This window comes from Micromonospora sp. NPDC048947 (assembly GCF_040649495.1).
In the GTDB taxonomy this organism is placed as follows: Bacteria; Actinomycetota; Actinomycetes; order Mycobacteriales; family Micromonosporaceae; genus Micromonospora; species Micromonospora alfalfae.
In genome coordinates this window covers 81,335-103,428 of record NZ_JBEZFO010000002.1, presented here as the reverse complement: position 1 = coordinate 103,428, position 22,094 = coordinate 81,335, and the positions used below count along the sequence as shown (strand labels likewise).

At 70.9% G+C, this 22,094-nt stretch carries 23 protein-coding genes and 1 pseudogene; 4 read left to right on the top strand and 20 right to left on the bottom strand.

Annotated features, from left to right (window positions below):
- Positions 1–36 precede the first annotated feature (36 nt).
- From AB0B98_RS03865 to AB0B98_RS03855, 3 genes are all read left to right on the top strand, one after another.
- Entirely contained in the window at positions 37–468 is a 432-nt protein-coding gene (locus tag AB0B98_RS03865) for an OsmC family protein (RefSeq protein ID WP_091396762.1), read from the top strand.
- A 149-nt stretch (positions 469–617) separates the two neighbouring features.
- Positions 618–965, top strand: coding sequence for a metallopeptidase family protein (locus AB0B98_RS03860; RefSeq protein ID WP_238670058.1), 348 nt, complete (start codon positions 618–620; stop codon positions 963–965).
- A 124-nt stretch (positions 966–1,089) separates the two neighbouring features.
- Positions 1,090–1,812: an AIM24 family protein gene (locus AB0B98_RS03855; RefSeq protein ID WP_354969821.1), complete on the top strand. Its 723-nt coding sequence runs from the start codon at positions 1,090–1,092 to the stop codon at positions 1,810–1,812.
- Between the two features lie 82 nt (positions 1,813–1,894).
- Here the strand turns inward: AB0B98_RS03855 and pheA are convergent, their stop codons facing one another.
- From pheA to AB0B98_RS03830, 5 genes are all read right to left on the bottom strand, one after another.
- The gene (gene pheA / locus AB0B98_RS03850) at positions 1,895–2,848 is read right to left on the bottom strand and encodes a prephenate dehydratase (RefSeq protein ID WP_357360715.1); all 954 of its coding nucleotides are present in this window, start codon (positions 2,846–2,848) and stop codon (positions 1,895–1,897) included.
- 10 nt (positions 2,849–2,858) lie between these two features.
- Entirely contained in the window at positions 2,859–3,353 is a 495-nt protein-coding gene (locus AB0B98_RS03845; RefSeq protein ID WP_357360713.1) for a hypothetical protein, read from the bottom strand.
- Positions 3,354–3,560: 207 nt separating this feature from the next.
- A complete protein-coding gene (locus AB0B98_RS03840; RefSeq protein WP_357360711.1) occupies positions 3,561–3,950 on the bottom strand; it encodes an ACT domain-containing protein in 390 nt (129 codons plus the stop codon).
- Positions 3,951–4,025: 75 nt separating this feature from the next.
- The gene (locus AB0B98_RS03835; RefSeq protein WP_355004481.1) at positions 4,026–4,484 is read right to left on the bottom strand and encodes a hypothetical protein; all 459 of its coding nucleotides are present in this window, start codon (positions 4,482–4,484) and stop codon (positions 4,026–4,028) included.
- A gap of 169 nt (positions 4,485–4,653) precedes the next feature.
- On the bottom strand, positions 4,654–5,391 hold the full coding sequence (locus tag AB0B98_RS03830) for a hypothetical protein (protein WP_238670008.1): 738 nt from the start codon (positions 5,389–5,391) through the stop codon (positions 4,654–4,656).
- A gap of 163 nt (positions 5,392–5,554) precedes the next feature.
- Between AB0B98_RS03830 and AB0B98_RS03825 the strand changes: the two genes are divergently transcribed.
- Entirely contained in the window at positions 5,555–6,772 is a 1,218-nt protein-coding gene (locus AB0B98_RS03825; protein ID WP_357268164.1) for an arginine deiminase, read from the top strand.
- A 50-nt stretch (positions 6,773–6,822) separates the two neighbouring features.
- Here the strand turns inward: AB0B98_RS03825 and AB0B98_RS03820 are convergent, their stop codons facing one another.
- The 15 genes and pseudogenes from AB0B98_RS03820 to AB0B98_RS03750 all read right to left on the bottom strand — a co-directional run bounded on the left by AB0B98_RS03820 (position 6,823) and on the right by AB0B98_RS03750 (position 22,057).
- Entirely contained in the window at positions 6,823–7,710 is an 888-nt protein-coding gene (locus tag AB0B98_RS03820) for a DUF5926 family protein (RefSeq protein ID WP_238670006.1), read from the bottom strand.
- Positions 7,711–7,769: 59 nt separating this feature from the next.
- Positions 7,770–8,189 carry an ATP-binding protein gene (locus AB0B98_RS03815; RefSeq protein ID WP_238670057.1) on the bottom strand — a complete coding sequence of 140 codons (420 nt, stop codon included), beginning with the start codon at positions 8,187–8,189 and terminating at the stop codon, positions 7,770–7,772.
- Between the two features lie 61 nt (positions 8,190–8,250).
- Positions 8,251–9,705: a PAS domain-containing sensor histidine kinase gene (locus AB0B98_RS03810; RefSeq protein WP_357360708.1), complete on the bottom strand. Its 1,455-nt coding sequence runs from the start codon at positions 9,703–9,705 to the stop codon at positions 8,251–8,253.
- A gap of 54 nt (positions 9,706–9,759) precedes the next feature.
- Positions 9,760–10,548, bottom strand: a complete 789-nt coding sequence (locus tag AB0B98_RS03805; RefSeq protein WP_238670004.1) for a glycerophosphodiester phosphodiesterase family protein — start codon at positions 10,546–10,548, stop codon at positions 9,760–9,762.
- 10 nt (positions 10,549–10,558) lie between these two features.
- Positions 10,559–10,894, bottom strand: a complete 336-nt coding sequence (locus AB0B98_RS03800) for a rhodanese-like domain-containing protein (RefSeq protein ID WP_030487745.1) — start codon at positions 10,892–10,894, stop codon at positions 10,559–10,561.
- A gap of 58 nt (positions 10,895–10,952) precedes the next feature.
- Entirely contained in the window at positions 10,953–11,915 is a 963-nt protein-coding gene (locus tag AB0B98_RS03795; RefSeq protein WP_357361119.1) for an LCP family protein, read from the bottom strand.
- Positions 11,916–12,090: 175 nt separating this feature from the next.
- Positions 12,091–13,359: an LCP family protein gene (locus tag AB0B98_RS03790; protein WP_357360706.1), complete on the bottom strand. Its 1,269-nt coding sequence runs from the start codon at positions 13,357–13,359 to the stop codon at positions 12,091–12,093.
- 159 nt (positions 13,360–13,518) lie between these two features.
- Positions 13,519–14,745 (bottom strand): LCP family protein, encoded by a 1,227-nt coding sequence (locus AB0B98_RS03785; RefSeq protein WP_357360704.1) that lies wholly within the window; start codon positions 14,743–14,745, stop codon positions 13,519–13,521.
- A 76-nt stretch (positions 14,746–14,821) separates the two neighbouring features.
- Positions 14,822–15,799, bottom strand: coding sequence for an NAD-dependent epimerase/dehydratase family protein (locus tag AB0B98_RS03780; RefSeq protein ID WP_210782732.1), 978 nt, complete (start codon positions 15,797–15,799; stop codon positions 14,822–14,824).
- A gap of 89 nt (positions 15,800–15,888) precedes the next feature.
- Positions 15,889–17,580: a cation acetate symporter gene (locus tag AB0B98_RS03775; RefSeq protein WP_238670001.1), complete on the bottom strand. Its 1,692-nt coding sequence runs from the start codon at positions 17,578–17,580 to the stop codon at positions 15,889–15,891.
- The gene (locus AB0B98_RS03770) at positions 17,558–17,923 is read right to left on the bottom strand and encodes a DUF485 domain-containing protein (RefSeq protein ID WP_238670000.1); all 366 of its coding nucleotides are present in this window, start codon (positions 17,921–17,923) and stop codon (positions 17,558–17,560) included. Before AB0B98_RS03770 ends, AB0B98_RS03775 begins: the two co-directional genes overlap by 23 nt.
- A gap of 175 nt (positions 17,924–18,098) precedes the next feature.
- Positions 18,099–18,650, bottom strand: a pseudogene (locus AB0B98_RS03765) (flavin reductase family protein); the annotation flags it as partial.
- Positions 18,613–19,512 carry an alpha/beta hydrolase gene (locus AB0B98_RS03760; RefSeq protein WP_357360701.1) on the bottom strand — a complete coding sequence of 300 codons (900 nt, stop codon included), beginning with the start codon at positions 19,510–19,512 and terminating at the stop codon, positions 18,613–18,615. The pseudogene AB0B98_RS03765 and the gene AB0B98_RS03760, both read right to left, overlap by 38 nt.
- A gap of 92 nt (positions 19,513–19,604) precedes the next feature.
- Positions 19,605–21,296 (bottom strand): ABC transporter permease, encoded by a 1,692-nt coding sequence (locus AB0B98_RS03755; protein WP_357361117.1) that lies wholly within the window; start codon positions 21,294–21,296, stop codon positions 19,605–19,607.
- Entirely contained in the window at positions 21,293–22,057 is a 765-nt protein-coding gene (locus AB0B98_RS03750) for an ABC transporter ATP-binding protein (protein WP_238669999.1), read from the bottom strand. Before AB0B98_RS03750 ends, AB0B98_RS03755 begins: the two co-directional genes overlap by 4 nt.
- Positions 22,058–22,094 lie beyond the last annotated feature (37 nt).

Here is a 22,094-nt window from a genome sequence, read left to right as displayed (position 1 = left end):
TCGCTCGGCGGTCGCCTTTCCGCTAGCGTTTGCCCCATGCCTATCCGTACCGCTTCAGCACAATGGCAGGGCAATCTCACCGAGGGCGCGGGCACCATCCGCACCGGTAAAGGCGGCCTGTCCGGCAACTACTCCTTCAAGTCGCGCTTCGAGGAGGGTGAGGGCACCAACCCCGAGGAGCTGATCGCCGCGGCGCACGCCGGCTGCTTCTCGATGGCGTTCTCCAAGGCGCTCGCCGACGCGGGCTCGACGGCCACCTCGGTCGAGACCACCGCCAAGGTGCACCTGGACAAGACCGACGCCGGCATGACGGTGACCCGGATCGACCTGGAGACGGTCGGCCAGGTCCCGGGGATCGACGACGCGGAGTTCCAGAAGCTCGCCGAGGCCGCCAAGGCCAACTGCCCGATCTCCCGCCTGCTCTCGCCGGGTGCCGAGATCACCCTCAACGCCCGCCTGGCTGCCTGAGCAAGCAGACCCACACCGTACGTCCACGGAAGGAGCCTCCGCCCGATCCTGGGTGGTCGCTTCTTCCGTGCATGTGCGGACGACGGCCACTGTCGTCCAGCAGGACCGGGCCGTGTGCCCCCGCGTCGGGCACAATGGGCGAGGTGCCGGTGGAGATGAGCCGTGAGCGCTTCGAGGAGTTGGTCGGCGAAGCCCTCGACGAGGTGCCCGAAGAACTACTCGGCCTGATGAACAACGTGGTGATCCTGGTCGAGGACGACCCGCCACCGGGCGAGGTCGACCTGCTCGGCCTCTACGAGGGACATGCGCTCACCGAGCGCGGCTGGGACTACTCCGGCGTGCTGCCCGACCGGATCTTCATCTACCGCCGTCCGATCCTGCGGATCTGCGACAACGACGAGGACGTCATCGACGAGGTGGCGGTGACAGTGGTGCACGAGATCGCCCACCACTTCGGCATCGACGACGCGCGCCTGCATTCGCTGGGCTGGGGCTGAGCCCCCGCGCCGCACGACCCGCCGCACGACCCGCCCGCGCCGCGCCGTCTGTCCGACGGCCTGTGCTTGCCGAGGTCGCCTACCGTCGGTGCAGCGAACGCGACACTATTCAGGAGGCCCTTTCATGCGCAGCGAGCTGTTCTCCGCGGAGAATCTGGAGAAGGAGTCCGCGCAGCCCGGCATGCGGTTGCAGAACTCCAAGATGTTGAAGATCGAGCTCAACGGCGAGGCGATGGCCCGGGTCGGGTCGATGGTCGCCTACCAGGGGAACGTGCAGTTCCAGGCGTTGGGTTCAGGTGGGCTCGGCAAGTTCCTCAAGCAGAAGCTCACCGGCGAGGGCGTCCCGCTGATGAAGGTCACCGGGCAGGGTGACGTCTTCCTCGCCGAGCTGGCCAAGGACGTGCACATCATCGACCTGGAGCCGGGCGACGCCCTCTCCATCAACGGCAGCAGCGTGCTCGCCTTCGACTCCACCCTCCAGTACGACATCAGGATGGTCGGCGGCGCCGGGATGGCGTCCTCGTCCGGCCTCTTCAACTGTGTGTTCAGCGGCTACGGGCGGATCGCCATCACCACCAAGGGCACCCCGGTCGTGCTGAACGTGGACGCTCCGACGTACGTCGACCCCCAGGCCGCGGTCTGCTGGTCGGCCAACCTCCAGACCGGCTACCACCGGGCCGAGCAGCTCGGCCTCGGCACTCTGCTCGGACGTCGCACCGGTGAGTCGTTCACCATGAGCTTCGCCGGTCAGGGCTTTGTGGTGGTGCAGCCGTCCGAGGAGCCGCCGGTCATGGGCAGTGGCCAGCAGCAGCAGGAGGGCGGCCTGCTCGGCGGTCTGCTGAGCTGATCGCGAGTGGCGCGGGGCGCACCTGATCTGTCGAGCTGACCGCGGCGCGGGCGCCCCCGTTCTCCTGGGGCGCCCGCGCCGGTCAGGTCAACTCGCCGGTACGCAGGCGGGTCAGCCAGGCCGCCGCGTCGGCGTAGTCGACGTCGGAGAGGCCCGCTGGCGCGGGCACCGGGCGTTCGCCCGCCTCGGCCCACCGGTGCCGGGGGTAGGAGCCCAGGAAGCGGACGTCGGCACAGACCCTGCGGAGCCCCTGCAACGCCTCACCCAGGCGTACGTCGGCCACGTGGCCGACACAGTCCAGGAAGAAGACGTAGCGGCCCAGCGCCTCGCCGGTCGGCCGGGATTCGATCCGGGTCAGGTTGACCCCACGGACGGCCAACTCCATCAGCACGGACAGCAGCGCGCCGACCCGGTCGTGGGCGATGTAGACCGCGAGCGAGGTGAGGTCGTCACCGGTCGGCGGCGGTGGCGGCCCGGGGCGGGACACCAGCGCGAACCGGGTCACCGCGTCGGGGTGATCGGCGATCTTGTCGGCGAGTGTGGTGAGTCGGTGCCGGGAGGCCCCGATCGGTGCGCAGATCGCCGCGTCGAACTCGCCAGTGCCGGCACCGGCGGCGGCCGCGCCGTTGGAGAGCACGTCGACCACCACAGCGTCGGGCAGGTGGTCGCGTAACCAGCCCCGGCACTGGGTGGACGCCTGTGGATGGGCCGCCACGGTGCGGATCGAGGTCAGCGGGGTGTCGGGCCGCGCGGCGAGCACGAACTCCACCGACAGGACCACCTCACGGGTGATCACCAGCGGCTCGCCCTCGGCCATCTCGTCCAGCGTGACGCCCACCGCGCCGCCGATCGAGTTCTCCAGTGGCACCAGCGCGGCATCGGCGTCGCCGGCACGGACGCTGTCCAGCGCCTCTCCGACGCTGCGCGCGGGCGTACGGGTGCCGCGCTCGGCGGCGGGTATGGAGCGCAGGGCCTGCTCGGCGAAGGTGCCCTCCGGCCCGAGGAAGACGAAACGTGTCGGCGGTGTTCCCGGCATGCCGACCAGCCTACGCACCCGGCCCGTTGGCCGGGCCGGCGTCGCAGGCGAGGGCGCGAATCCCGGCCGGGCTGGTGGCGCGTACCTCGATGGTGCAGACGTCCGTTCCGGCGGTGACCAGCACCGGGGAACCGGGCTCGCCCCGGGTGACCACCTGGAGTTCCTCGTGCCCGGTCACAGTCAGCACTGTGAACTGCCAGTCAGCGGCGCAGAGCGGCCCGGTGCGGACCTGGACCCGGACGTTCGCCGGCAGCACTCCGGCCCGGCCGCGCAACAGTTGCAGCACCCGCTGGCCGGTCGGCCCGTTGCGGCAGGCCGTCGCGACCAACCCGGCGTCCGGGGTGGGCGTGACAGTACCGAGAGACGGCGCGGTGGTGGGCGGGGTGGCCGGTGGGGTGCTCGGGCCGAACGGTGTCGGGGCCGCGGTGTGAGTGGGAGCGCTGGTCGGCTCCCCCAGCCCGGGTGGTGCGCCGCAGCCGGCCAGCGCCGCGACGGCGAGCGCCATCGGCAGGACTCGGGCGAGGCTCCGCGCCGCAACGCGGTCGGCTGCCCGGCCAGGAGCCGCCGGCGAGGGGTGGATCGTCGACCGCGGTGAGGGGGACGCGGGCGGGGGTGGGGTGAACGGCACGGGCCGATCCTCGGGACATCGGAGAATTCGTCGCGGCCGGGGTGGCCGAGCCCATCGTAGGGCGAGCGGCCGGTCGGGTGAAGGTCAGCCGGTGACGCGGTGCCCGGCGCGCTGGAGCGCTGCGGTGCCCTCAGTCAGCCGGACGGAAGGCACCAGCAGGTAGTCGGTGTCGAACGTGGAGAACGTGACGGCGCTGACCCGTGCCTCGGCGAGCGGGTCGACCAGCGAGGCCAGGCTGCCGGTGCCGGCCAGCGTCACCGGGGCGGTGACCCGTAGGCAGCGCCAGGTCGTCTCCACCACCGCCTGTGCCGGCGCCCGCTCGGTCGGGCAGATCACGGAGATCCCGTCGGAGGTCCAGCTCACCGTCACCACGTCCGCGCCGCGCAGCCCGCTCGACAGCGCGTCCGGCACTGTGCTGCCGGCGGCCAGCCGGCACAGAGCGTATTCCCCGGGCAGCAGAGCGATATCGAGCATGAGGGCACCCTACGGCCTTCGTACGGACCCATCCAGGCCACGCCACGTGCGGCGAAGGACACACTGCGCCGCAGGTCAGACCTCGGAGAAGAAGGTGAGGGAGCCGGTGACGGTGCCGTCGGTGAGCACCGGGGTGGAGATCGCGTCGACTGTCGCGTCGGAGCTGTTCGCCGAGGCGGCCTGCACCCTGAGTAGCCCACGGGCGAGTCGGCCGGAGGAGAGCGCGAGCAGGGGCGGAATCTTGTCGATCTCGGCTTCGGTCAGCTCGCCCCGGTTGGCGGTGAAGTCGAGCAGGCGCAGCCCGCCATCGAGCAACGGTCGCCCGATCAGCCCGGCTGGCTCCCCGAGACAGAGCAGCTCGCAACCGGCCGTGGAGATCGCGACCACCCGGGTGTCGGCGTCGATCAGCAGGCACGGCTCGTCGGCCCGGGAGACTGTCGACGACCATTGGCCGACGTTGTCGGACTCCGGCTCTGTCGAGGCCCGCACCGCCGGCACGAACGCTTCCGAGAGCGAAAGTTCGACGTGGGCCACCGCGCCTCCTATGTGCACCGATCGACTGTCCACGCTAGCGGGTCGCCGACGGAATCACCGAGCGCACCGGGTCACCGGGGCGCGCAGCGTGAACCGAGGCGACCGGTGACGGCGCGGAGACCGGTGAGGCGAACGGGGGGACCGGAGCCGCGTGGCGTCGCCGGTGACGTTACCGGCGGTGGGCCGGCTTGTCAGCGGCCGTTCGGCCCTCGTCGTACCACCGGTAGTCGGCGGTTGGACGGTACGTGCCGTTCAGCCAGGTGCCCGGGTTCTGTGCGACCCGGGAAAGCTTCTCGGCGGTGGCGGGGCTGATCCGGCTGCCGCCGGCCACGAGCAGCCGGTCCAGTTCCCGGTGGGTGGCCATCAGGCAGTCCTTCGGAAGGCCGTAGACGCTGATCACGCCCGAGCCGACGAAGGTCAGCACCGGCGTCACCGGAACGGGCAGCCCCACCGCGTCCGAGAGGGCCTTGCTGGCCCGCTTGGCGTCCCGGCGGGACTCGGCCACGTACGGGGGCCGCTTGCCGTTGATCTGCACCACGTCGCCGGCGACGAGCACCCTGGCCCGGCCGTGGTCGGCGATGGTGACGGCGAACAGGCCACTCGGCCCGATGGCGAGGAACCCGGCTCGGTCGTCCTGACCGCGGTCGAGGACGTCTGTCACGTCGGTGCGCGGCCACTCGATCACGTGCCAGGCAGGCCCGAGATGGTCGAGTTGGCCCAGCGCCCGTGCCCCGGCCGCCTCCAGGCGGCGTGCACCCCGCTCGGCCCGACGGCGGCGGGCCCATTCGAGCGGTGTCGGACGGACCGGTTCGAGAACCCCCGGCGCCTCGACGCGGGGGTGTGGCACCGCGACGGGCGGCAGTGCCCGAGCGGACGGTACGGCTCGTCGTGCGGGAAAGACAGTCATCGCGACCTCCGGCAAAAGGTCCCTCGAAGTTATGTCCTCACTACCCTACGTTGCCACTACCGGTGTTCGGCAAGCCGGAGCGCCGGAGTGACTGTGGATGAATGCCATATTCATCCACAGTTCTTTTCTCGGATGCCGCTAAACCCTGCCCTACGCTGCGGGAGTGACCCACTACGTCGACAGTGAAGTCGGGCGGCTCGGCACCGTACTGCTGCACCGGCCCGGTCCCGAACTGGCCCGGCTCACCCCGCGCAACAACGACTCGCTCCTGTTCGACGCGATCCCCTGGGTGGGGCGCGCCCAGGAGGAGCACGACGCGTTCGCCGCCGCCCTGCGCGAGCGCGGCGTCGAGGTGCTCTACCTGGCCACCCTGCTGGCCGAGACGCTTGCCGTCGCGGACGCCCGGGCCGAACTCACCGAGCAGGTGCTGCGCTCCCGGCGGCTCGGCGACACGCTGCGCGCCCGCGTCGCCGACCACCTCTCCTACCTGGACCCGGCCGCGCTGGCCGACGTGCTCACCGCCGGGCTGGCCCACGAGGAGTTGCGGATCAGCTCCGAGCGGCCGGGCGGACTGGTCTACACGCTGATGGACCGACACGACTTCGTCATCGACCCGTTGCCCAACCTGCTCTTCACCCGCGACTCGTCGCTGTGGATCGGCGACCGGGTGGGTGTCACCAGCCTGGCCATGCCGGCCCGCCGCCGGGAGACCACACTGACCGACGCCATCTACCGCCACCACCCCCGGTTCGCTGGCACCGAGTTCGTCTACCGCCCCGGCCTTGAGCATCTGGAGGGCGGGGACGTGCTGCTGCTCGCGCCCGGGGTGCTGGCGGTCGGGGTGGGCGAGCGGACGACACCGGCCGGCGCGGAACGCCTCGGCCGGCAGGTCTTCGCCGCCGGCCTGGCCCACACCATCCTGGTGGTGCCGATCGCCCAGAAGCGCGCCACCATGCACCTGGACACGGTGTGCACGATGGTCGACGTGGACGCCGTCCTGATGTACCCCAACATCGCGAGCACGCTGTCGGCGTACACGGTGATCGCCGGCGGGGACGGCGAGGACCCGCGGGTGGACGGGCCGGCGCCGTTCCTGCGGGCCGCCGCCGACGCGATGGACCTCGACCTGCTCCGGGTCATCGACACCGGGCTGGATCCGGTCACCGCGGAACGCGAGCAGTGGGATGACGGCAACAACACCCTCGCGCTGGCCCCTCGCCTCTGCGTCGGCTACGAGCGCAACACGGAGACCAACGCCCAACTGGAGCGGGCCGGCATCGAGGTGATCCCGATCGCCGGCTCCGAGTTGGGCTCCGGTCGCGGCGGACCGCGCTGCATGTCCTGCCCGATCACCCGCGACCCGCTACCCGTCGCCGGCTGAGCACGCGACGAGCGCAGCCGTCGCCGGCTGAGCGGAACGACCGCCCCGGCTCAGCGCAGGGTGAGCTGGCGGCCGAGCAGCCCCTGACGGGCCCGGCGGCCGGCGGCGTCGAGTGGGTCGGTGACGGTGAGCGCCTCGGCGTACCGCTTGGCGAACTGCGCCACCGGCTCCTCCCACTCGGCGGCCGGGGTCTCCTCCGGCAGGTCCCACACCGGCACGAGTCGACCGTGCGCGCGGAACATGCCGGCGAACTTGGTCTGCTCGCCGAGCGTCAGCGTGCCGGCCGCGCCGAGGCGGGCCAGCGCATCCAGGGCGGCGTCCTCGTCGTCCGGCAGCACCCAGCGCACGTGGGCCTTCTCCGGGACCTGACACCAGTACGCGGCCTTGGCCGCGGTCAGCCGGACCGTCGGGTAGATGGCCGCGTTCGCCCGCTCCAGCGACGCCTGGACGGTCGGATCGTCGGCGGCCCCGGGATCGAGCCAGAAGTCGAAGCCGTCGTGCATGGTGATGTCCAGTGGACCGTCCGCGAGGATGTCCTGGAGCCGGGGCCCGGGGCCGGGCAGTGGCGCCACGGCCACCTGGCCACCCGGCTCGGTACGCAGCGCGCTGAGCAAAGCGTCGGCCAGATCCCGCGACACGTCACCGGACTGCTGGTGGCGCTGGAGACCGATCAGCACCCGGCCGTCCGGCTTGGTGATGGCCGGGGCAGCCATGGGCAGCACCGTGGCGAGCGTCGCCGTCCGGTCGCCGAATTCCTCGACCAGGGCGGGCGCCAGCCGCAGCGGGGCGGAGGCGGCGGGCACCAACTCGCGCAGCGCGATCCACTCGGACTCGTCGACCAGCCCGTCGAACGGACGTGGCACGAAGATGTCCCGCACCTTCTCGCGACGGGGCGTGGTGTCGGCGGCGGCGCGCTGGCTCTTTCGACGCTTGGTCACGGCGTCACAGCCTAGAGCCCCGAGCGGCTCGGCGTGACCGGGACCCGCCCGAGCCGTCCTCAGCCCGCTGACACCAGGTTGGGTCGGGGTGTCGGTACCGGGTCGAACTCCGCCCAGACGCGCTGGCCCATGCCGTCCTGCTCGACGCCCCACCGGGTGGCCAGGCCAGCCACGATGTGCAGCCCGCGCCCGTCCGCCGCGTCCGGGCTGGCCGTCCGGAGCCGTGGCCCGGCGCTCGCGCTGCCGCCGTCGGTGACCCGAAGCTGAATCAGTGTGCCCTCGGCCGAGGGCCGCAGCTGCCAGGCAACCCGGATCACGCCGCCGGGCAGCGGTCTGGCGTGCCGCACCGCGTTGCCCACCAGTTCTGCGAGCACCGCGATCAGGTCCGCGAGGAGCGTCGGGGGTACGACGTCCGCCAGCTCGGCGGCGAGCCGGTGTCGGGCCAGCCGTGCCCCGCCCGGATGGTGGGGAACCACCACGCACCAGGCTCGATCCCTCGTTGCCGCTGCCACCGTCGCCTCCACGTCGCGCCACCCCTGGTCAACCGCGTGGTAGCCGCACCTCTGCGACCGTACCGCCGCCGGTCCTCGGACGTAGGGATACCCATCCATTCTGCTGTTCAACGATCCGGCGGACGAGATAGAGGCCGAGCCCGGCCCCCGGGTAGCCGCGACTGTCGCCGGACTCGCCCTGCCAGAACCTGTCGAACGCCCGTTCCACGTGCTCGGGTCGGATGCCGATGCCCTGGTCGCTGACCCGGAACGCCACCAGATGACCGTCACCCGAGGCGGTGATCTCGATGGGAGAACCAGGTGCCGAGTACTTGCCGGCGTTGGTGGTCAGCTCGGTCAGCACGGTGGCCAGGCTGGGCCGGTGACCGAGCGCTTTGGGCAGGTCGCTCGGGAGGCGGAGCACCAGCCGGCGGCGCAGCTCCGCCGGCAGGTCGACGACCGCGGAGCGCAGCGCCTCGCCGAGGTCGAACGGGGTGGGAGGGTCGTCGCCCGGCCCCACCTCGGCAGCCGAGCTGAGCAGACGGTCGACCAACCGGGCCAGCTCGTTGGCGCGTTGCCCGATCACCCGGGCCGCCTGCCGGCGGTCGACGTCGGTCAGCGACTCCCAGTGGTCGGTGAGGGTGTCCGCGTACCCCTTGATGACAGTGACCGGGGTGCGCAGCTCGTGGCTGGTCACCGCGACGAACAGTTCGCGGTCGTGGTCGCGGCGCTGCTGGTCGGTGATGTCGCGGAAGGTGACCACCCGTAACGTCCCCGGGCCGGGCAGGTCGCCAGAGGTGATCCGCAGCCAGCGGCCGTCCGGCATCCGGTGGTCCCGAACCTGCCCGGAGGGTGGCAGCGGGAACGGCAACGGGCGGCTCAGCGCCTGCTCGACCGTCCGGCCGGTGACCTGGGCGGCGGCCGGGTTCCAGAGCCGGACGTGCCCGTCCCGGTCGACGACGGCCAGCCCGTCGGCGAGAGCCGCCACCACCGGGCCGTCGCCGTGCACCGGCAGGCCACTCTGGTCGCCGTACATGTGCCCGACGCAGGAGGCGAGGTAGGCGATCACCCCCTGCTGCTCGGCGCCCGGCTCGTCGTCGCCCGGATAGAGGGCGTGCAGGCTGCCGACCGTGTGACCGCCGATCTCGGCCCGGGAGACGACCATCCGGCGCAGGCCGCTGCCGGCCAGTTCGCCGGCCAGCTTGCCGTTGAGGTCACTCACCCGCGCCTGGAGCACCCGTGGCCCGGAGAGCAGGCAGACGGTGTCCGGGTCGTCGACTGCCAGTGGTCGGCCGAGGGCCCACTCCGCCGCGCCGGTCGCGGCGATGACGCGACCGCCGGTCGGACCGAACTCGACGAACGCCATCCCGGTCGCGCCGAGCGCCGGCTGGGCCACCCGGAGCAGTTGGGTGAGGACCGGCAGGCCCGCGTCCCCAGAGTTGATCATCTCGATCACGACGGTGTGGCCGGCGAGGAGAGCGGGGAAATCGATACGCTCCGGCATGTGCCGAGTCTGCCCCGCCGACCCGGTTTTGGGCACCCCCGCCCGGTCGATGGGTCAGCGGTCCAGCCGGGCGAGGGCGTACGCGGGCCGGTCGGTGATGATCCCGTCCACCCCGGCGGCCAGCACCAGCTCCAGGTCGGTCGGCTCGTTGACCGTCCAGACGTACACCTGGTTGCCGGCCGCCCGCAGTGCGGGCAGCAACTGCGGGCGGGCCCGGACCAGGCCGATGCCCGGGCCGGCGATCCGGGTGCCGAACGGCAGCCGACCCAACCGCAGCCAGCGCGGCAGCACCTCCAGCAACAGCACCGTGGGCAGCGTCGGGGCCAGCTCGCGCACCCGACGGACCGCCAGCGGGGAGAACGACATGACGGTGACCTGCACCGGATCGTCCGGTGCGGGGTCGGCCAGCCCGTACCGGCGCAGCAGGCTGACCAGTCGCCGTTCCACGTTCGAGCCGTAGCGGGACGGGTGCTTCGTCTCCACGAGCAGTCGGACCGGCCGCCCGGCGGCGAGCACCGCGTCCAGGAGCCGGGCCAGGGTCAGCAGCCGGGTGTGCGACTCGTCCGGTGGCAGGTCGCCGTCCGGGGCGCTGCCCGGGTGCCACGAGCCGAAGTCCAGGGCGTCCAGCTCGGCGAGCGTACGCGCGCTGACCAGACCGCGACCGTTGCTGGTGCGGTCGAGTCGTCGGTCGTGCACGCAGACCAGGTGCCCGTCCCGGGTCAGCCGGACGTCGCATTCCAGGCCGTCGGCGCCCTCGTCGAGGGCGCGCAGGTACGCGGCGAGGGTGTGCTCGGGTAGGTCGAACGAGGCGCCGCGGTGCGCGAAGACCAGTGGCCCGCCCATTCCGCCGGCCTCAGATGACCTGGCCGGGCTGCCCGTTCGCGTCGACCACCGGTCGGCCGACCGCAGCCCACTGGCGCATCCCGCCGTCGGCGTTGCGCACCTGCTCCCAGCCGTTGTTGATCAGGTAGGCGACGACCTGGGCGGACCGCCCGCCGGAACGGCAGACGACAGCCACCTCCCGGTCGGTGGGCACCTCGGCCAGCCGGGCCGGTAGTTCCATCATCGGCAGGTGGTGGGCGGTGGGCGCGTGGCCGGCCGCCCATTCGTCGTCCTCCCGCACGTCCAGCAGGTAGGTCTCGTCGGCGATCTCGGTCACGGGCACGGTGGGAACCTGGGGTCCGAACACAGGAAGCAACACTAGATCCTCGTGGCCCGGTTCGGCACCGACCGGGCCGTCGGCACTGTCACAACCGGGTCACCCAGCGGGGGTTGGCCTGCGCCCAGGCCGGCACCCGGGTCCCGCGCAGCGCCTCGAAGAGCCCGTTGCCGCCGTTGTCCAGCACCACGTACGAGACCTCGTCGATGGTCTGCGGCGAGGAGGGCACCTGGACGCCGCGCATCCCGTCGGGCGGCAGGGCGCGCAGCGCGAGGAGCAGGTCCTCCAGGGGTACGCCGTTGGTGTCGACTGTCAACGAGCTGCCGACCGCCCGGAGCACCTGGTCCAGTTTGACGGGGTTGCTCCGCAGGTCCGCCCTGCCGGCGCTGTCCAGCATCGCCCGGAGCAGCTGCTGCTGGTGGTGCTGCCTGTCGTAGTCACCGCCGGGCAGGTCGTAGCGCTGTCGGACGTAGTCCAGCGCCTGCGCGCCGTCCATCTGTTGGCAGCCGGTGGCGAAGACCCGGTTGGTGTGGATCGAGCGGACCTCGGTGTCCACGCACATCTCCACCCCGCCGAGCAGGTCGATCACCTTCCGGAAGCCGGAGAAGTCGATCAGCGCAGCGCCGTCGAACCGGATTCCGGTGAGCCGGTGCAGGGTGGCGGAGAGCAGTTGGGCGCCGGCCTGCCCGCCGCCGCCGTGCTCGTACGCTGCGTTGATCTTGTCTTGACCGCCGCCGAAGCCGTTCGCGGGCGGGATCGTGACCAGCAGGTCACGCGGGATGGAGACCAGGTACGCCTCCCGCTGCCCGGCGGGGACGTGCACGATGAGGATGGTGTCCGAGCGTTGGTCCGGGCCGCTGTCGCCCGGGCGCCGGTCCGAGCCGACCAGGAGATAGTTGAGCGGCCCGTCCAGGTCGGTGCGCTCGGTGCGGGCGTCCGCGTCGAGCAGTTGCTCCTTTGTCACGGTGCGGTCGTAGCGGTGGCTGAGCGTCTTGAGCCCGGCCACGGCGAGCCCTGCCAGCAGGACGAGAGCCAGGCCGGTGCCGAGCAGGATCCGCGGCCAACGGGCGCGAGGCGAGCGGGCGGACGGGCCCGCTCCGGCCCGGTCCGCTGCGTTCCGTCCCCACCTGGACGTGACCGCCTCCCCGCAGCCGATACGTGAAACCTGCTCACGTCAGGCTACGGGCGGTGAGGAGGCCGTCGCTGGCTTTCCGCGACTCCGGGCCTCACTTGCGGCTGGAGATCACCTCGGGGTGGGTGAAGACGAACTCGGCGAGTTTGTCCTGCTTGACCGCCTGGAACATCGCCATCGTCTCTTCGTTCAGGCCCTCGGTGTTGTTGTTGTTGGCGTTGAAGGTGCCGTTGTTGGTCTTGAGCATGGTCAGCTCGTTGCCGGTGACCCCGCGCATGGTGAAGATGAAGTCCTCGATCGGCACGCCGCCGGTGTCCAGCACGAACGCCTTGCCCGCCGCCTTGATCAGGTTGTTCATCTTGGCCGGGTTGGACAACATCCCGCCCTCGGTGGCCTTCTTCGCCATCGCCTTGATCAGCTGCTGCTGGTTGGCCTGCCGGTCGTAGTCGCCGTTCTTGAGGGACTTGCGCTGGCGGGAGTAGTCGAGCGCGGCCCAACCCTCCATCTCCTGGCAGCCCTTCTTGTGCACCACCGGGGTCCGCTCCTTGCCAGTCTTCTTGGCGTCGGCGTTCCACATCGGCTTGCCGTCGACGTACGACATGTGCAGCGACTTGACCTCCTGGCTGACACAGATCCGCACGGTGCCCAGGGTGTCGATGACGTTCTTGAAGCCACCGAAGTTGATGATCGCCGCGCCGTCGAAGCTGATCCCGGTGAGCCGCTTGATCGTCTGGGCCATCAGCTGGGCGCCACCCTCCCAGCCACCGCCGTTGGCGGCACCGGCCTGGAACGCGGCGTTGATCTTTCCGGAGCCGCCGCCGTAGCCGCTCTTCTTGAACGCCGGGATCTGCGCCTCGGTGTCCCGGGGGATCGAGATCAGGTACGCCTGGTCGTGCGTGGCCGGAATGTGCAGGACGATGATGCTGTCCGAGCGGACGTCGTCGGCGGCCCAGCGCTCCCGTGCGTCCACGCCGAGCAGCAGCATGTCGATCGGGCCGTCCAGGCTCGCGCCGCCCTCTGCGTCGGACTTGCCGGCGTCACCCAGCAGGTTGCCCTTCGCGATGCCGCCGGTCGCCTGCCCGATCAGCGCCTTGCTGCCGACGATGGCCACCCCGCTGCTCAGCATCAGCACGGCACCGAAGACAACTGTCAGCCTGGCCCAGAGCGGGTCCTTGCGCTTCGTCCGCTTCTTCGACCCACCACCACCCGGGCGGTCGCCACCGCCACCACCGCCGCTGCCGGGCGGACGCGAGCCCGGCCCGCCGCCTGAGGGGCGTGCCTGGGCGGGTATGGCCGCAGCGACTCGACCGCTGGGGGCGGCGGACCCGGAGGAAGAGGGGCGACGACTGGCCTGAACCGGCATGCATGCTCCAGCTCGTGATCAGGAGGGGGCGGCACCACTGTACGTACATCAAATCGACTTGGCGAGTTCATCCCGGGTCAATCCGGACGTCGAATTTCGCAGACTCAGTCGATCGTCGCCGCTCGATGACCCGAACGGCTGGTGCCAGCCGGGCCGCGGTCAGCCGCCGTCGTTGCTCTTCGGCGGGTTCGCCTTGACCCAGTCGGCCATCGTGTCTCCGGACATGGCCTGGTACATCGCGAGCGCCTTCTCCCGGTCCGACACCACCACCGACTCGCCGTTGATGGTGTCGCTGCCCGAGTTCGGGCTGGTCACAAAGGTGAGGTTCTGGCCGCGCAGGTTACGGAACTGCAGCGCCATGTCTGTAACCGAGAAAGTCTGGTCGACGGTTACGGCCGCGGTCACCGACTTGAGGAAATCGTTGAGCTTCTTCGGGTTCGCCAGTGTGCCGGTGCTGGCCGCCTTGTCCATCAGTGCCCGAAGGAACTCCTGCTGGTGCCGCATCCGGGCGAAGTCCCCGTCGGGGAACTGCTTGCGCTGCCGGATCCAGTCCAGCGCCTCCGCGCCGTCCATGTGGTTGGTGCCCTTGGTGAAGGTCCGGTACGGCTTGTGGATCGACGTGATGGTGCGCTCCACCTTCAGGTCCACACCACCGAGAGCGTCGGTGACCTCCTTGAAGCCGCCGAAGTCGATCGCCATCACGTGGTCGATCCGAACGTCGGTGAAGCACTCCACGGTGCGTACCGCCAGCGGCAGCCCACCGAACGCGAACGCTGCGTTGATCTTCGCGCGCGAACCGGAGCCGCAGTCCGCGCCGGCGCTCTCCGGGATCGGCACGTACAGGTCCCGGGGAATGGAGACCAGGTAGGCCTCCTGGTGGTCGGCCGGAATGTGCATGACGATGATCGTGTCGGCGCGCCACTGACTCTTGCTGTCGACCGGCGCGTCCGGGTCCCGTGAGTCGCTACCGACCAGCAGGATGTTCAGCGCGCCGTCGACGGTCTTGGTGGGCCGACCGCCGGTGATCTCCGCGAACGGGTCGGTGCGGGCCAGGTCACCGTTGAGGTTGCGGGCGTACAACCAGGCGCCGACGCTGCCGAGCAGCGCCAGCACCAGCACCGCGGCCCCGGCCACCAGGGCGATCCGACCCCAGCGCGGTCGCGGGCCGCGCCGCCCCGGTCCGCCGGTGCCACCCGGGCCGCCGGGCCCGTTCGGCCCCGACGGGCCGCCGGAGCGAGGCTGCTCCTCGTCGTACGACGGGTAGAAGCGCGCCTCGGTCGGACGGGCACGCCCGGAGGCGCCCCGATCGGGGCCGGGCACCGATGCGCGCCCGGCGCTGCGGTGCAGGTACGGATGCGGGACGCCGGCAGACGAGGTCGCGGACATGTAACTCAGGGTACGTAGCGGAGGCCACTGCCGCCTTCAGGCGACACTCAGCGACAGGCGGTACGCGAGAATCTGGTTACCCTAGCCGCGAGCGGAAGTACTCGATCGTGCGTCGCAGGCCATCTTCGGGCGCTACCGACGGCTCGTACCCGAGCAGTTCACGAGCGAGCGTCAGATCAGGGCGGCGCATCTCCGGGTCATCCGAGCTGCGGGTGACATAGGTCACCTTCGAGGTGCTGTCGGAGAGCGACACGATCAACTCGGCGAGTTGCCGCATGGTCAGCTCGTGCTCGGTGCCGCAGTTGACCGGCCCCGTCTCGGTCGAGTCGAGCAGCAGCAGGATGCCGCGCACCAGATCCTCGACGAAGCAGATGGACCGGGTCTGGTTGCCCGTGCCGTGCACGGTGATCGGCTCGCCGCGCAGCGCCTGGGAGATGAAGGTGGGGATGGCGCGGCCGTCGTCCGGGCGCATCCGCGGGCCGTACGTGTTGAAGATCCGGACGATCGCCGCGTCGAGCCCGCGATAGCGGTGGTACGCCATCGTCGCGGCCTCGGAGAAGCGCTTGGCCTCGTCGTAGACGCTGCGGACCCCGATCGGGTTGACGTTGCCCCAGTAGGTCTCCCGCTGCGGGTGCTCCTTCGGGTCCCCGTACGCCTCGGAGGTGGAGGCCATCAGGAACCGGGCGCCGTCGGCGGCAGCGCGCTCCAGCAGGTGCAGGGTGCCGACCGAGCCGACCCGGAGGATCTCCACCGGCAACTGGGCGAAGTCGGTGGGGCTGGCCGGAGAGGCCATGTGCAGGATCGCGTCGAACCGCTCGGCCAGCGCAGGGTGGTGGGTCGGCAGACCGTCGGAGATGTCCGCCTCGACGAGGGTGAAGGTCGGCCGATCCAGCAGGTGGGCGACGTTCTCCTTGGAGCCGGTCACGAAGTTGTCCAGCGCCACCACCGTGCAGCCTCGGGCGATCAGGGCGTCCACCAGGTGCGACGGGACGAAGCCAGCCCCGCCGGTGACGAGGACGCGGTGATCGGAACCAAAGCGCTCAGCAACCTTCATGCGGCTCAGCCTACCGACAGCCGAATTCGCGGAAGGGGTCCCCTGTTGACGTCGTACGTCAACAGGGGACCCCTCGACAGGTGCCGCGATCAGTGGGCGCCAGCGCCGGTGAGGGCGCGCACCTCCAGCTCCGCGTACTTGTCCTCGTCGTGCTCCTTGGAGATGACAGTGCCGATCCACCCGCAGAGGAAACCGAACGGGATGGAGAGGATGCCCGGGTTGGACAGCGGGAACCACTGCCAGTCGTGGTCCGGGAACATCGAGGTCGCCGCACCGGAGACCACCGGCGAGAAGAACACCAGCAGCACTGCCGAGAGCAGTCCGCCGTAGATCGACCACACCGCGCCGGAGGTGTTGAACCGCCGCCAGAAGAGGCTGTAGAGGATCGCCGGCAGGTTGCCCGAGGCGGCGACAGCGAAGGCCAGCGCCACCAGGAACGCCACGTTGAGGTTCTGCGCGTAGATCGACAGGGCGATCGACACCGCGCCGATCCCCAGGGCGGAGATCCGCGCGACCCGCACCTCCTGCCGCTCCGACGCCTCACCCTTCTTCAGCACGTTGGCGTAGAAGTCGTGCGCCAGGCTGGACGACGACGCCAGCGTCAACCCGGCAACCACAGCGAGAATGGTGGCGAAGGCGACCGCCGCGATGATCGCCAGCAGGGCTGCCCCGCCCAGTTCGCCGCCGAAGAATTCGATGCCGAGCGCTTCGGCCAGCTGCGGCGCCGCGGTGTTGCCGGCCTTGTCCTGTGCCGTGATCGCCTGGCTGCCGACCAGCGCCGCCGCACCGAAGCCCAGGGCCAGGGTGAGCAGGTAGAAGGTGCCGATGATGCCGATCGCCCAGAGCACGCTCTTACGGGCCGCCTTCGCTGTCGGCACCGTGTAGAAGCGGATCAGGATGTGCGGCAGACCGGCGGTGCCGAGCACCAGGGCGATGCCAAGGGACAGCAGGTCGACCTTGTTGTAGAACGTCTGCGTCGAGTTGCCGGCCACCTCGACGCCGTACCGGAGCCCGGGTTCGAGGAACGCGCTGCCCTTGCCGGATGCGGCGGCCGCCTGGCCGAGCAGCTCCGACAGGTTGAAGTTGAACTTCGCCAGCACCAGGATGGTCATCAACAGCGCGCCGCTCATGAGCAGGAACGCCTTGACGATCTGCACGTAGGTGGTGCCCTTCATGCCACCCACGGTCACGTAGATGATCATCAGCGTGCCGACCATGATGATGGTGGCGACCTTCGCGGTGTCCGCGTCCATGCCGAGGAAGGTCGTCCCCGGCCGGATGCCGAGCAGCAGCGCGACCAGCGCGCCCGCGCCAACCATCTGGGCGAGCAGGTAGAAGATCGACACCGTGATGGTGGAGACCGCCGCCGCCGTACGCACCGGACGCTGACGCATCCGGAAGGCCAGCACGTCCGCCATCGTGTACCGGCCCGAGTTCCGCAGCAGTTCCGCTACCAGCAGCAGGGCCACCAGCCAGGCGACCAGGAAGCCGATCGAGTAGAGGAAGCCGTCGTAGCCGTACAGCGCGATGATGCCGGCGATGCCGAGGAACGAGGCGGCCGACATGTAGTCGCCGCCGATCGCCATGCCGTTCTGGAAGCCGGAGAAGGACCGGCCGCCCGCGTAGAAGTCGGTAGCCGTCTTGGTCTGCCGGCTGGCCCAGATGGTGATGCCCAGGGTCACCGCCACGAAGACCAGGAAGAGCGTGATGGTCAGGTTGCGGGCTGTGTGATCGCCCGCCTCGGCCGCGAGGAACGTCTCAACCGCGAGGACCTTGCTCATGGGTCACCTCCCCGATCTCGGCGCGGATCCGGTCCGCGATGGGGTCGATCTTCCGGTCCGCGTACCGGGAGTAGAGCCAGGCGATCAGGAACGTGGAGACGAACTGGAGCAGGCCGAAGACCAGTGCGACGTTGATGTTGCTGTCGAACAGCTTCGTGCCCATGAAGTCCCGGGCGTACGCGGAGAGAATGACGTAGAGCGCATACCACAGGAAGAACGCGACGGTCATCGGGAAGACGAAGCCGCGCAGCGCACGCCGCAGCCCGGCGAACTCGTCCGACCGTTGTACGGCCAGGTACTTGTCCGACTGGGAAGCAGCCGGAGCGGGTGTGTCCGTGGACATCTGTGGATCACCACCTTCACAGGCGTCAGAGGAGTTTCGCGCACCGTAAAGAGCGCACTCCCCGGCAGGGAAGGCTGAGATCGACGCCGGTCGGCGAGTGCGCCGAGCGGTTGCCTGGCTGCGCCAAGTGACTCAGGTCACTGCGGTGATCGGTAGCCCCTGGCGAGGTGTCCGTTCAGACCGGCAGCTCGTGGTAGCGACCCCGGTAGTGCAGCAGCGGGGTGGCCTCCCCGGTCAGGTCGACCGCCTCGATCGTGGCCTCGACCAGCAGGCCCCAGCCGTACTCCCGGGCGGTGTCCAGCCGGCACCCGGCCCAGCCGCCGGCGTCCGCCGGAACCGGCCCGTACGGCGTCTCGTTCCACGCGCCGGTGGCGAAGAGCCCTCCCGGGGCGGGGAAGAGGCCGGCGAACCGGTCGGCGAGCTGCCGGTGTGGCGGGCCAAGCGGCGTGACGGCGAACCGACCCGACTCCTCGACGGCCGCCCAGAGGTCGGACTCCGGGTCGATAAGCCCGATCAGCCGGTCCGGTTCCCCCTCGGCGACCAGGGTGGACGAGACGGTCAGCCCGGCCGGACCGGGTGCCGTCCAGAGGGTCACCGGTGCGGCGAGGCGACCACGCAGCCGGCGTACCGGCGACCGTTGCCCGGTCGGCACCGCGAACGGATCGGTGTGGTGGATCTCGGCACCCGGCTCATGATTCACGTGAAACATTGTGACCCGCCCCGCCCGTCGCCCGTACCCGACCGGCGAAGGAGCGAATCAGGGCGGCGACCTCATCCGGTCGCGTGTCGAGCACGAAGTGCCCCCCGTCGAGCAGGTGCACGTCCGCCCCCGGCACGTCGGAGCGGTACGCCTCGGGTTCGGTGACCTCGAACGAGGTGTCGTACCGACCCCAGACGACCAGCAGCGGCGGCTGGGTCCGGCGGAGCCAGTCCTGCCAGGCCGGGTACGAGGCGACGTTGGTCCGGTAGTCGTACTGGAGGTCCACTTGACGCTCGATCTCCCCGGGGCGGCTGAGGAAGGCGTGCTCGTCGACCCACAGGTCGGGGTCGTACCGCTCCGGTTCCGGATCGTTGCCGACGTGCCGGGTCCGGATCGCCGCCAGCGAGAGGATGTTCTCCCGGACCGCCGCCTCGTGCGCGGCCCGGTCCTGCCAGAAGGCCCGGCGGGTGCCCCAGAGAGGGCCCAGCCCGGTGTCGTGGGACACCGCGTTCTGCACGATGAGGCCGCGCAGGCGACCCGGATCGGCGAGGGCCATCCGGAACCCCACCGGCCCCCCGTAGTCCTGCACGTAGAGCAGGTAGCGCTCCGCGCCGACGGCGGCGGCGAAACCCGCCATCGTCTCGGCGATCCGGTCGAAGGTGTACGGACTCCGCGGATCCGGGGCGGCGCTGTGCCCGAAGCCGGGGTAGTCGGGCGCGATCAGCCGGAACTGGTCGGCGAGCCGATCGAACAGCGGCTCGAACATCCGCGACGAGGACGGGAAACCGTGCAGGAGCAGCAGCACCGGCGCGTCCGGTGCACCCGCCTCCCGGTAGAAGATCGAGAGTCCGTCGACGACGACGCTGCGGTAACGCGTGTGCGAGCCCATGCCGACCAGCCCCCTTCGTCCCGACTGCTCGCACCATAACGAGGGTCGGGCGCCCCCGAGCGGCGTTCGGCCGGACGGGGAGCGGCCCGCGCTCAGCGCCGAGGCGTGACAGTGGCCAGCAGCTCCGGCTGACGTCGATCCAGCACGTCGCCGGCCAGGTACGCGCCCAGCAGCGCCGCGCCCAGCCCGTACGCGGCGCCGACCGGCAGGGCCAGCCAGAGCCACGCGTCACCGAGCAGCGCGGCGGCCACCACCATCGGCACCGCGGCGACCACCGAGGCGAGCATGGCCAGCAGGGTGAGCAGGCCCTTCGCCAGGCCCGCACCGCTGTTCATGGCGAACGGGTTGCTCGTCTCCGGCAGTGAGTACGCCCCGAGCACCGAGATCAGGCTGTTCACCGCCAGCCCGGCACCGTAGGTGGCGACCAGGCCGCCGATGGTGAGCCCGATCCACTCCGGTCGACTGAGCAGGAACGACAGCACCACCGCGACGACGCCCAACATCGGCAGCACGTACAGCGAGAAAGCCGTCATCCTGGCCCGCAACTCGACCCGGCCGGGCACCCCGGCCACCACGTTCGCCGCGTACGCGCTGCCGTCGAAGCCGAACTGGTTGGCCAGGGTCACGGCGGCGAGGACGCCCACGAGGAGCATGGAGATGGTGACCACGACGGGCGAGCTGTCGCTGGCAGCCGCAGTGAACCCGGCGCCGTCCTCGAACGCGAAGTCCCCACCCGTAACGTTGATCAACACCGGCACGAAGATGCCGACCACCGCGATCGTGATCAGGTTGGCGCGGCGGCGCGCGTCCCGCCACCAGTAGCGGGCCTCCCGGGCGACCAGGGCACCGAACTGGTCCCGGCCGGCCCAGGTGGCGACCCGGGGAAACAGTTGGGCGACCGCGCCGCCGGTCACCCCGCGCCGCACCGGGGCCTTACCGGCGCTGGCCGCGCCCACCATCGCCGACTCGATCGACCGGGACCACCAGGCCAGCAGGGCGCCGAGAGTCACCACCGTGATCAGCAACTTGACCGGTGCCGCCCACACGCGCCCCTGGGCCACGTCGATGCCGACGGTCCACGGCGCGCCCAACGGCGTCCAACCGATCACGGTCGCCACGCCGGAGAGCCGGTCCCAGTCCGCCTCGCGCAGCGCGGCGAGGCCGAAGACCTGCAACGGGCCGAGCAACGCGGCCGTCACCGCCAGCAGCACGGCCGCCAGGTCGCGGACCCGTCGGGACCGCAACATGCTGGCGAACGCGCTGGTCACCGCCCGGCTGGCGGCGACGCAGAGCAGCAGCCCGGCGAGCACACCCACGACGGCGACCAACCCCGCCGACCAGCCACCCAACGACCAGGAGGTCAGCACCAGCCCGAACGACGCGATGAGCACCGCCAGCACCGGCACGCTGATCAGGGCCGCCACGAACAGGCCGGTCACCAACGTGCGCCGGGGCAGCGGCAACAGCGCGAACCGGGCCGGGTCCAGTGTCTCGTCGACACCGAAGAAGACCAGCGGCAGAAACAGCCAACCCAGCACCAGCAGCCCGCCACCGGCCGCCGCGATCAGCACCGCGTACTCGCCGTTGCCGGCCAGGCCCGGCGCGGCGAAGAGGAAGAATCCGCTGGCGGCGAACCAGAGCCCGAGCAACGCACCGCCGACGAACAGGGCGATCCGCCAGCCCTGGCCCCGAAAGTTGTTGCCCATCACCCGCAGCTTCAGCCGCGCGAAGTGTCGAGCCGAGACGGCGCGTACGGGCGCGGCGGGGGTGGCGTCCACGCTCACTGGGAGAGCCACGACAGCTCCTCGCCGGTCGCGGTGCGCCCGCCGACCACCTCGACGAAGACCTGCTCCAACGAGCGACCGCCGCGGACCTCGTCGATGGTTCCGACGCGCTTGATGGTGCCGCCGGCCAGGATCGCCACGTGCGAGCAGAGCCGCTCGACGACCTCCATGACGTGGCTGGAGAAGACCACGGTGCCGCCGCCGGCCGCGTACCGGGTGAGGATGTCCCGGATCAGGGCTGCGGAGACCGGGTCGACCGCCTCGAACGGCTCGTCCAGCACCAGCACCCGGGGGCCGTGCAGCAGCGCGCAGGCCAGGCCGATCTTCTTCTTCATGCCCGCCGAGTAGTCCACCACCAGCGTCCGACCGGCGTCGCCGAGCGCCAGCACGTCCAGCAGCTCGGCAGCCCGCTGGTCGACCACCGCCGGGTCCATCCCCCGCAGCAACCCGTTGTACGCCAGCAGTTCCGCGCCGGTCAGCCGGTCGAAGAGCCGGACCCCGTCGGGCATCACACCGAGCAGCCGCTTGGCGGCGACCGGGTCCTGCCAGACGTCGTGCCCGAGCACCCAGGCCGAGCCGGCGTCCGGTCGCAACAGCCCGACCGCCATCGACAGGGTGGTCGTCTTGCCGGCGCCGTTCGGGCCGAGCAGGCCGTAGAAGGAGCCGGCGGGGACGTCCAGGTCGACGCCGGCCACCGCGATCGTGCCGTCGAACCGCTTGGCCAGGCCACGCAGTGCGAGCGCGGGGTGCTCAACAGTCATGCGCCGACGTTATCCGTCGATCGCCAGTTCCGCCGTC